Annotated in this window: 10 protein-coding genes; 1 reads left to right on the top strand and 9 read right to left on the bottom strand. The window is 66.0% G+C overall.

The features are described 5' to 3' along the window. The 7 genes from SE92_RS17390 to SE92_RS17360 form a co-directional block, all read right to left on the bottom strand. Positions 1-1092: FHIPEP family type III secretion protein (locus SE92_RS17390; RefSeq protein WP_198172675.1), on the bottom strand; the 1092-nt coding region annotated here is incomplete at its 3' end. 356 nt (positions 1093-1448) lie between these two features. After that, the gene (locus SE92_RS17385) at positions 1449-1748 is read right to left on the bottom strand and encodes a copper-binding protein (RefSeq protein WP_063196904.1); all 300 of its coding nucleotides are present in this window, start codon (positions 1746-1748) and stop codon (positions 1449-1451) included. Positions 1749-1763: 15 nt separating this feature from the next. Then, entirely contained in the window at positions 1764-2216 is a 453-nt protein-coding gene (locus SE92_RS17380) for a cupredoxin domain-containing protein (protein WP_063203597.1), read from the bottom strand. A 32-nt stretch (positions 2217-2248) separates the two neighbouring features. Further along, positions 2249-3583, bottom strand: coding sequence for a multicopper oxidase family protein (locus SE92_RS17375; RefSeq protein WP_063203596.1), 1335 nt, complete (start codon positions 3581-3583; stop codon positions 2249-2251). Between the two features lie 13 nt (positions 3584-3596). Beyond that, complete coding sequence (locus SE92_RS17370; protein WP_063196902.1) at positions 3597-5024, bottom strand: TolC family protein; 1428 nt, start codon at positions 5022-5024, stop codon at positions 3597-3599. A gap of 9 nt (positions 5025-5033) precedes the next feature. Further along, positions 5034-5318 (bottom strand): hypothetical protein, encoded by a 285-nt coding sequence (locus SE92_RS17365; RefSeq protein ID WP_063196901.1) that lies wholly within the window; start codon positions 5316-5318, stop codon positions 5034-5036. 75 nt (positions 5319-5393) lie between these two features. Then, positions 5394-5906, bottom strand: coding sequence for a hypothetical protein (locus tag SE92_RS17360; RefSeq protein WP_245324630.1), 513 nt, complete (start codon positions 5904-5906; stop codon positions 5394-5396). A gap of 75 nt (positions 5907-5981) precedes the next feature. Between SE92_RS17360 and SE92_RS17355 the strand changes: the two genes are divergently transcribed. After that, entirely contained in the window at positions 5982-7247 is a 1266-nt protein-coding gene (locus SE92_RS17355; RefSeq protein ID WP_063196897.1) for an MFS transporter, read from the top strand. On the opposite strand, the gene SE92_RS17350 is transcribed toward SE92_RS17355, so the two are convergent. Beyond that, entirely contained in the window at positions 7244-7651 is a 408-nt protein-coding gene (locus tag SE92_RS17350) for a DUF4864 domain-containing protein (protein WP_063196896.1), read from the bottom strand. The two genes, SE92_RS17355 and SE92_RS17350, sit on opposite strands and share 4 nt — an antisense overlap. 65 nt (positions 7652-7716) lie before the next feature. Then, complete coding sequence (locus SE92_RS17345; RefSeq protein ID WP_084251839.1) at positions 7717-8370, bottom strand: TetR/AcrR family transcriptional regulator; 654 nt, start codon at positions 8368-8370, stop codon at positions 7717-7719. Positions 8371-8586: the final 216 nt, after the last annotated feature.

Genomic DNA, 8586 nt, shown 5'->3' with positions numbered 1-8586 from the left:
GCCCGGTGCGCCGGGCTGGCCGGCAGCAGGCGCGGCCTTGGCGGCTTCCTCGGCCCTGGCGGTGACGCGGTTGCGGTTGCGGGCGTTCCAGGCCAGCGCGCCGGCGCCGGCGCCGAGCGCGAGGAACGGCAGGGTCGGAATGCCCGGCAGCGCCGCCAGCACCAGCATGACCGCGGAGGACATCGCGAGCGCCTGCGGATAGCCGGAGAACTGCTTCATCAGCGCCTTGTCGGCAGCGCCGGAGACGCCGGCCTTGGAGACCAGCAGGCCGGCCGCGGTCGAGACGATCAGCGCCGGCACCTGGGTGACCAGGCCGTCACCGACGGTCAGCAGCGTGTAGCTGCGCCCGGCGTCGGCAAAGGACATGCCCTGCTGCGCCACGCCGATGATCATGCCGCCGACGACGTTGATGAAGACGATCAGGAGGCCGGCGATGGCATCGCCGCGGACGAACTTCGAGGCACCGTCCATGGCGCCGAAGAAGCCGCTCTCGTCCTCCAGCTCCTTGCGGCGATGCTTGGCGACCGTCTCGTCGATCAGGCCGGCGCCGAGGTCGGCGTCGATCGCCATCTGCTTGCCGGGCATGGCGTCGAGGTGGAAGCGGGCGGCGACTTCGGCGATGCGGCCCGAACCCTTGGTGATGACGACGAAATTGACGATGATCAGGATCGCGAAGACGATGATGCCGATGACGAAATTGCCGCCCATCACGAAGCTGCCGAAGGCCTCGATGACGTGACCGGCGGCCGCCGTGCCCTCATGCCCGTGCGACAGGATCAGCCGGGTCGAGGCCATGTTGAGCGACAGGCGCAGCATGGTCGAGATCAAGAGGACGGTCGGGAAGGCCGAGAATTCCAGGGGCGTCTGGATGAACAGCGAAGTCATCAGGATCAGGATCGACAGCGTGATCGAGATCGCCAGGAACAGGTCCAGCACGATCGCCGGCAGCGGCAGGATCAGCACCACCAGGATGGTGAGGACGCCGAGCGCCAGCGCGATGTCGCCGCGCTTGAGGACGTTGACGATGTCGTTGAGGGAGGGAATCGAGGGCCTTGCGCTGCCTACGCCCTGTCCCGCGGTGACGTCGACCATGGTAGCTGCCTCCCCGCGCGACTGCCGTCCGCGCGCCCCAAACGTCTGCGCGGCGGCCGAAGGGCCGCCGTTCCGAAAGTGAGGCACCGCACTGGCGTCCACAGGGATCCCCCCGTTTTACGCGGCCGACGACACTCGACTTCACCCGGCAATTCTTGCCGGGTGTATGGTTAGCAAAGGGTTAACGGAGGGTGGGAAGAGCGGCGGACCGGGGTGTTTCGGGGCCTCAGCTCGTCATTCCGGGGCGATGCGAAGCATCGAACCCGGAATCCATCGGGCCGCGGAGTCGGGGGATGGCTGGATTCCGGGTTCGCGCCAAGAGGCGCGCCCCGGAATGACAGTGGAGTAGGAGGGGTCTACTTCGCCTTGTCCATCTTGGTCACCGTGTACCCCGACGCCGCCTCCTCGGCCTCGAACGTCACCTTGTCGCCGACCTTGACCTGCTTGAGCATCGCGGGGTCCTTGACGCGGTAGACCATGGTCATGGGGTCATCCATGCCGAGGCTCTTGGCCGGTCCGTGCTTGAGCGTGATCTTGCCGGCACCCTCGTCGATCTTCTTGACCTCGCCGCTGATCGAGGCTCCGGCCGCCAGGGTCGCGGTGGTAGTGCCCAGCGTCAGCGCCAGCGCGGCGGTGATACGGATGATGCGGTTCATGGGGGCTCCTTGTCGTTACTTGACGGTGACGTGGCCGACCATGCCGTTGTCGCGGTGGTCGGGGATGAGGCACGAATATTCGAACGTGCCGGGCTTGCTGAATTTCCAGAGGATCTCGGCCGTCTTGCTCGGGGCGAGGCGCACGCCGTTGGGATCGTCATGCTCCATGTGCGGATGCTTCTTCATCTCCACCGCATGCGCGAGATTCTCTTTGGTGGTGGCGAGCAGGAATTCGTGGTCCTCCTTGCCGACATTGCGCAGCACGAAGCGGATCTGCTCGCCGCGCTGGACTTCGATCCGGGCGGGTGCGTAGTCCATCTCGTTGAGCAGGATCTCGATCGTGCGCGCGGGCTTGTTGGGATCGCCGGGTTCGCCGGCCGAGAAGCTCGCGCGAGCGTGCTTGTCGTGCGCGAAGGTCGGCGCAGCGGACAGCGCGAGCAGCGCGAGGCCAAGTTTGATCGTCTTCATCGTCATCTCCAGTTGGTGGTTCATCGAAACGCTCACATCTTGTGTTTCATCGGCGGGCCGCCCGGCCGCTGCCGTGCCGGCTCCGCATCGGGCGCGGTGACCTCGTAGGCGACGGTGCCTTGCGGGAATTTGTACGGGCCGGGATCGCGGTAATCGTCGCGCGCAAGGTCCTCGCGGATCTTCATCACGGTGAACATGCCGCCCATCTCGATCGCGCCGAACTGGCCGGTGCCGGTCATCATCGGCAGCGTGTTGTCGGGCGCGGGCATCTCCATGTTGCCCATCGCCATGCCGGTCGAGCCCATCGCCATCGCATCCGGCGCGAGCTTGCCGACGGCCTTGGCGAGATCCTTGCGCGACACGCCGATCAAATTGCGCACGTCGTGTCCCATCGCGTTCATGGTGTGGTGCGATTTGTGGCAGTGGAACGCCCAGTCGCCGGGATTGTCGGCGAGCACGTCGAACACCCTGACGGCACCGACCGGCACGTCGGTCGTCGTCTCCGGATATTGCGCGCTCTCCGGAACCCAGCCGCCGTCGGTGCAGGTCACCGCAAAGCTGTGGCCGTGCAGATGGATCGGATGGTTGGTCATGCTGAGATTGCCGATGCGCACGCGCACCTTGTCGCCAAGCCTGACCGGCAGCGGATCGATGCCGGGAAACACCCGCGCATTCCAGGTCCACATGTTGAAGTCGGTCATCTCGTTGACATGCGGCAGATAGGTGCCGGGGTCGACGCGATAGGTGCTCATCACGAACACGAAGTCGCGGTCGACGGCGCGGAAGTTCGGATCGCGCGGATGCACGACGACCATGCCCATCATGCCCATCGCCATCTGCACCATCTCGTCGGAGTGCGGGTGGTACATGAAGGTCCCGCTCTTCCTCATCTCGAACTCGTAGACGAAGGTCTTGCCGGGCTCGATGTGCGGCTGCGTCAGTCCGCCAACGCCATCCATGCCGCTTGGAATGATCATGCCGTGCCAGTGCACGGTGGTATATTCGGGCAATTTGTTGGTCACGAAGATACGGACCTTGTCGCCCTCGACCGCCTCGATGGTCGGGCCCGGCGACTGGCCGTTGTAGCCCCACAGATTCACCTTCATGCCTTCCGCGAATTCGCGCACCACGGGCTCGGCGACCAGGTGGAATTCCTTCCAGTCGCCGTTCATGCGGAACGGCAGCGACCAGCCGTTCAGCGTCACCACGGGGCGATAGTCGGGGCCGCTGATCGGATGTAGCGGCGGCTGCATCACCACCTTGTCCATTGTTGGTGCTTCCGGAATCGACGCGGCCTGCACGCGGCCGCTGACGACCGACGCGCTGGCAAGCGCGGCGGTCCCCAAAAATCCTCGGCGGGAAAACATTTCGGTCTCCATCTCAGTGGCCGCCGGCATCGGCAGGCGCTGCCGCGGCGATGGTGGTTGAATTGTCGCCGCCGGCGGCGGGCGTACCGCCGCCATTGACGGCGGTCTGCAAGTCGGACTGGGCGAGGAAGAAGCTCTGCCTGGCCTCGATCGCGCCGCGTAGCGACGCCAGTCGCTGCCGTGCCTCGGTGAGCAGTGCGAAGATGTCGACCTGCATGCTGGAGAAGCGCAACTGCATCTCCTCGGTGATAATCTTGCGCAGGGGAATGATCTCGCGCTGGTAGTGGCTGGCGATGTCGTAGGTCGAGCGATAGACGCGATAAGCATCGCGCGCCTCGGAGCGCACGTTGACGGCGCGCTCGGTGAGGCGGTTGAAGGCGAGATTGTAGGTCTCCGCCGCCTGCCGCACCCGGACCTCGCCGCCGTCGAAGATCGGGATCTGGAACTGGACGTCGAAGCCGCGCTCGCGGAACGGGGCTCCTTCCGGATCCTGCGTGCGGCGGGAGATGCCGGCGAGATCGAGCAGCGTCACGAAGCGCGTCGCCTCGGTGAGGTTCAACGCTTTCGCCAGCGCCGTCAGTTCGAGCCGCGCGATCTGCAGGTCGATGCGATGGGCCACCGCGTCGGCTTCGATTCCAGGCAGGGCCTGCGGCCGACGCGGCAGCGGCGGAAGCTGATTGGGCAGACGGAAGTCGAGGCCGCCGTCCCACAATCCCATCAGGCGCGCGAGCCTTTCGCGTGCGCTCGCAGTGCTCTGCCGCGCGGTGGCGAGGTCGGCGGTGGTTTCGGCGTAGAACACCTGTTCGCGGGCCTGGTCGAGCTTGTTGATCGAGCCGGTCTCGCCGAGCTTGACCGCAAGTTGCGCGGTGGATTCCGCCGTCGCCTTCGCATCCGTCAGCAGCGCCACCATCTCGTTGCCTGAGACGGCGCGCACATAGGTGCGGCGGACGTCCGCCGCGAGCCGCAGCGTCGCCAGCGCCGCGCGCAACTGAGCCTGGTGGAAGCGCTCGCGGGCGATGTCGGAGCGGAACGGCAGCGTGGCGAGCGCGAGAATGTCGCCGACCACCTGGCGCTCGATCTCGCTGGCGCCGTTGCCCGTGATTCGCGAGATCGAGAACACCGGATTGGGCGGCAGGCTCTGCTCGACCAGATCGGTCTCGGCCAGCGCCAGCTCGTTATAGGCGGCCTGCAGTCCCTTGTTGTTGAGCAGCGCGATCTGCACGGCAGCGTCGACGCTGAGCGTTCGTGCCAGCAGTTGGCGAACGCGCGCATCGACCGCGCCGGCGCCCTCAGCCGTCCGCACGAAGGCGACGTCCTTGTTGATGGTCTGGCTGGTCAGATCCGAGACCGCGTTCATACCGCTGTCGGGCGAGAACGCGGCGCAGCCGGAGATGCTGAACGCAGTGAGCACGAGCAGGCCTCGCGCAAAATGGCGTGTCATGGCGCGCTCCTACTTGTCTTGCTTCGGCTGCGGCGTCACCGCGTCGTTGCGGCCGCGCCACGGGGCCGGCGCCGCAGGCCGCAGGTTGGTGTAGGGCGAGATGGTCGACCGATAGCCGACAGGCGCGACCTTCGCCGCGGGATCAGCGGGATCGGCGGCCGCGACCTGCGTGGTCGCCGGCATGCAGCCGGACAGCGCCAGCGCAGTTGCGGCCAGCAGCGGCCAATGGAATCGAAAGTGTCGTCCACTCACCGCAGATGATGCGGCGGACTCCGCCCCGGAAAGCGTAAGCATGATTTATCCCTGATCTGAAAGACCACAGGTCCGCGCGCGCAAACGCGCGCAACGGCCCGAAATCGACGCGTCAGATCAGGCGATGGGAGGGCGGTAGTGCAGGGGCGGCGCCGCGCTGTGCAAGCTGGCCACGATCTCGGGCGCACAGGCGGAGATGGGCAGAAGCGGCTTGGCGACGGTCGGAAGATCCGCCGGCAACGCGCTCAGGCACATCATTGCGCAACACGGACCGACGGTTCCCTTGCCGCCATGATGATGCGGCGCGGGCGCGTCCTGCCCGGCGGTCTGCTGATGGATGTGTTCATGGTCGTGCAACGCGCCGCCATGCGTGTGAGCCGCCGCCATCTGGTGATGCCGCGGCATCGGATCCGTCAGCGCGGATTCATCGAGACACGGCGCCGGACCGCTGCCCCAGGCGAGGCTTGCCGCCGGCGCGAGCACGCAGAACAGATAGGCGAGGGCGATGATCCGCCCCACCCTGATCCGCATCGATCGTGTCAATCGCAGCAACATCCGGCCGACATGTGTTCCGCGCGGCAATGTTGCACGCGCTTGTTGCAAACTAATGATAAAAGACGCATTCGCCAAGAGCTTATTACCGCAGTGCACCGCGCATGCCCAATATCGCGGCACAATGGTTGACCACGCGACAATCCGCGGGTCATGGTCTGCGCCGTGCTCGCGCCAAATCACTCAGGACAAACACCGGATTCCTTCACCCCTGATTCCCGTCAGGCCTGGGTGCGGCTCGTCCTTGCCCTTTTGATCGGCTCGATCGGGGCCGTCGGCATGTGGGCGGTCGTGGTCGTGATTCCCGTGGTGCAGACCGAATTCGGTGCCACGCGCGGTGCGGTGTCGCTCGCCTTCACGCTGATGATGTTCGGCTTCGGGCTCGGCGGCGTGATCGCCGGCAAAATCACCGATCGCTTCGGCATCGTGCTCGCGATGGCGATCAGCATCGCGTTCCTCGGCGTCGCCAATGTGCTCGCAGGTCTGTCGGGCCAGCTCTGGCAGTTCGTCGCCGCCTATTTCCTGATCGGGCTCGGCACGTCGGCGACCTTCGCGCCGCTGATGGCGGAAGCCTCGCACTGGTTCGAGCGCTATCGCGGCCTCGCCGTGACCATCGTCGCCAGCGGCAACTACGTCGCCGGCACGATGTGGCCGCCGATCGTGAACTGGGGCACGCAGGAAATCGGCTGGCGCTACACCCATATCGGCATCGGCATCGTCTGCGCCAGCACGATGGCGCTCCTGGTCCTCGTGCTGCGCGCGCAGATGGGTGACGACCACGTTCGCGATCACGCCAACGCGCCGCCGCCCCGCGTCGATCTCAAGCTGTCGACCAACACGCTGACGGTGCTGCTCTCGATCGCCAGCATCTCTTGCTGCGTCGCCATGGCGATGCCGCAGGTGCATATCGTCGCCTATTGCGGGGATCTCGGCTACGGCGTGGCGCGCGGCGCCGAGATGCTGTCCTTGATGATGGGCTGCGGCATCATCAGCCGGATCGGCTCCGGTTATCTCGCCGACAAGATCGGCGGCATCCGCACGCTGCTGGTGGGATCGCTGGCGCAGGGCTTTGCGCTGGTCTTCTATCTGTTCTTCGACAGCCTCACCTCGCTCTATTTGATCTCCGCGATGTTCGGCCTGTTCCAGGGCGGCATCGTGCCGAGCTATGCCATCATCGTGCGCGAGGCGATGCCGGCGAGCGAGGCGGCGACGCGCGTCGGCATCGTGATCTTCGCCTCGGTGTTCGGCATGTCCTTCGGTGGCTGGGTGTCGGGGGTCATCTTCGACGCCACAGGCTCGTATGCTGCAGCGTTCACCAACGGCGTGGCGTGGAACGCGGTCAACATCAGCATCGTCGTGCTGCTCTTGGTCCGCTCGCGGATGCGCTCGGTCAAGACCGGGCCGGGCCTTGCGACCTAGACCGACTGTCCCGCCTTCAGCAGCGAGCAGCCGGTGATCTTGTAGCTGCCGTCCGCCTGCTGCTCGAGCGTGTACAGCGCTTCCCACGCTTCGCCATTGGCGTCGATGATATGAACGCGCTGGGAGATCCAGCTGCCCTCGCTCTTGCTCTCGCCGAAGTCAAAACTCTTGTGGCGATAGATCGGCGCGTAACCGTTCTGCACCATCGACATGAATATATCGGGCGCGGGGAAGATCTGCTTGATCGCCGGCGCGGCGTGGGAATAGGCGGCGGCCGCATCGCCGCGGACCAAGGCCTGCTCCTGGGCGCGGATGACGCCCTGCGCTGTGGCAACATCGTCGGCGAGGGCTGCGGTCGAGCTGAAGACAAGGCTGATAGCGACGAGCACGGCGGCAATGCGCATGACAGGCTCCGCGTTGAAATCCCGGCATGCTGATCCTAGCATGACCTCAGGGAGATACGCTGGCGCTATCGCTTGCGTTTCACCGCGGGTCTGGCGGGCCTGGCGGCGCGCGCCTTGCTGGTCCCTGTCTTGGCCTTGCCCGCCGGCTGCACCCGCAGGCCGTCGACGAACACGTCGAGGAGCCGCAGTGCGGTTGACTGCCAGCCCGGCTGGTCGTGGATGTAGCACATGCCGAAGAACGCGCGCAGCAGGTCCTCGGGACCGATGTCGGCGCGCAACTCGCCGGCCGAAACTGCGCGGTCGAGCAGAGAGCCGGTCGCCTTGGTCAGGCGATCGAACGAGAAGGCGTGCAGCTCGGACCCGCTTTGCACCGCAAGCGCCAGGGCTGCCACCATCCCCTTTTTGGTGGCGACGAATTCGACACCTGAGCGAAGCCAGCGGCGCAGCGCGTCGACCGGGTCCTTGGCGGCACGCAAATGTTCGGCGAGCTCGCTGAGCTGTTCGACCTCGCGCCGGTACACCGCCTCGAACAGATCCTCGCGCGTCGGAAAATGCCGATAGAGCGTGCCGATGCCGACGCCGGCACGTTTCGCCACCGCCTCGAGGCTCGCCTCCGGGCCACCGGCACTGAACACCGCTTTCGCCGCCTCTAACACGCGCTCGCGATTGCGCACGGCGTCGGCACGGGGCTTTCGAATCTGGTCGGTGTGGTCGTCCATGCGGCCAATGTAGATCACGAATTGGTTAGATTGAACCCTTGTCGGACCCCCGCAGGGCTGCATCGCGTTGTCGACGCACGGGCTTTTGACGAATTCCAAATATTTTTCGGCGGCCCTTGTTAAGCGGAGGGTGCCTCCGTATCTTCGCCTGGCTGCCGGCCGGCTTCCGCCCGGTCGGCGCCTATCGACAGCGGCCACGGCGGTGGCGCGCTGCAC

Origin of the sequence: Bradyrhizobium sp. AT1, assembly GCF_001590795.1 — a bacterium.
Classification (GTDB): domain Bacteria; phylum Pseudomonadota; class Alphaproteobacteria; order Rhizobiales; family Xanthobacteraceae; genus Bradyrhizobium.
Note: the sequence above shows the minus strand (reverse complement) of the source record. Positions and strands in the feature narration are given on the sequence as shown.

Bases quoted from the DNA above. Each gene is read 5' to 3' on its own strand.
- SE92_RS17385 (WP_063196904.1), bottom strand. From the start codon at position 1,748: ATGAACCGCATCATCCGTATCACCGCCGCGCTGGCGCTGACGCTGGGC.
- SE92_RS17370 (WP_063196902.1), bottom strand. From the start codon at position 5,024: ATGACACGCCATTTTGCGCGAGGCCTGCTCGTGCTCACTGCGTTCAGC.
- SE92_RS17345 (WP_084251839.1), bottom strand. From the start codon at position 8,370: ATGGACGACCACACCGACCAGATTCGAAAGCCCCGTGCCGACGCCGTG.
- SE92_RS17355 (WP_063196897.1), top strand. From the start codon at position 5,982: ATGGTCTGCGCCGTGCTCGCGCCAAATCACTCAGGACAAACACCGGAT.
- SE92_RS17350 (WP_063196896.1), bottom strand. From the start codon at position 7,651: ATGCGCATTGCCGCCGTGCTCGTCGCTATCAGCCTTGTCTTCAGCTCG.
- SE92_RS17375 (WP_063203596.1), bottom strand. From the start codon at position 3,583: ATGTTTTCCCGCCGAGGATTTTTGGGGACCGCCGCGCTTGCCAGCGCG.
- SE92_RS17365 (WP_063196901.1), bottom strand. From the start codon at position 5,318: ATGCTTACGCTTTCCGGGGCGGAGTCCGCCGCATCATCTGCGGTGAGT.
- SE92_RS17380 (WP_063203597.1), bottom strand. From the start codon at position 2,216: ATGAAGACGATCAAACTTGGCCTCGCGCTGCTCGCGCTGTCCGCTGCG.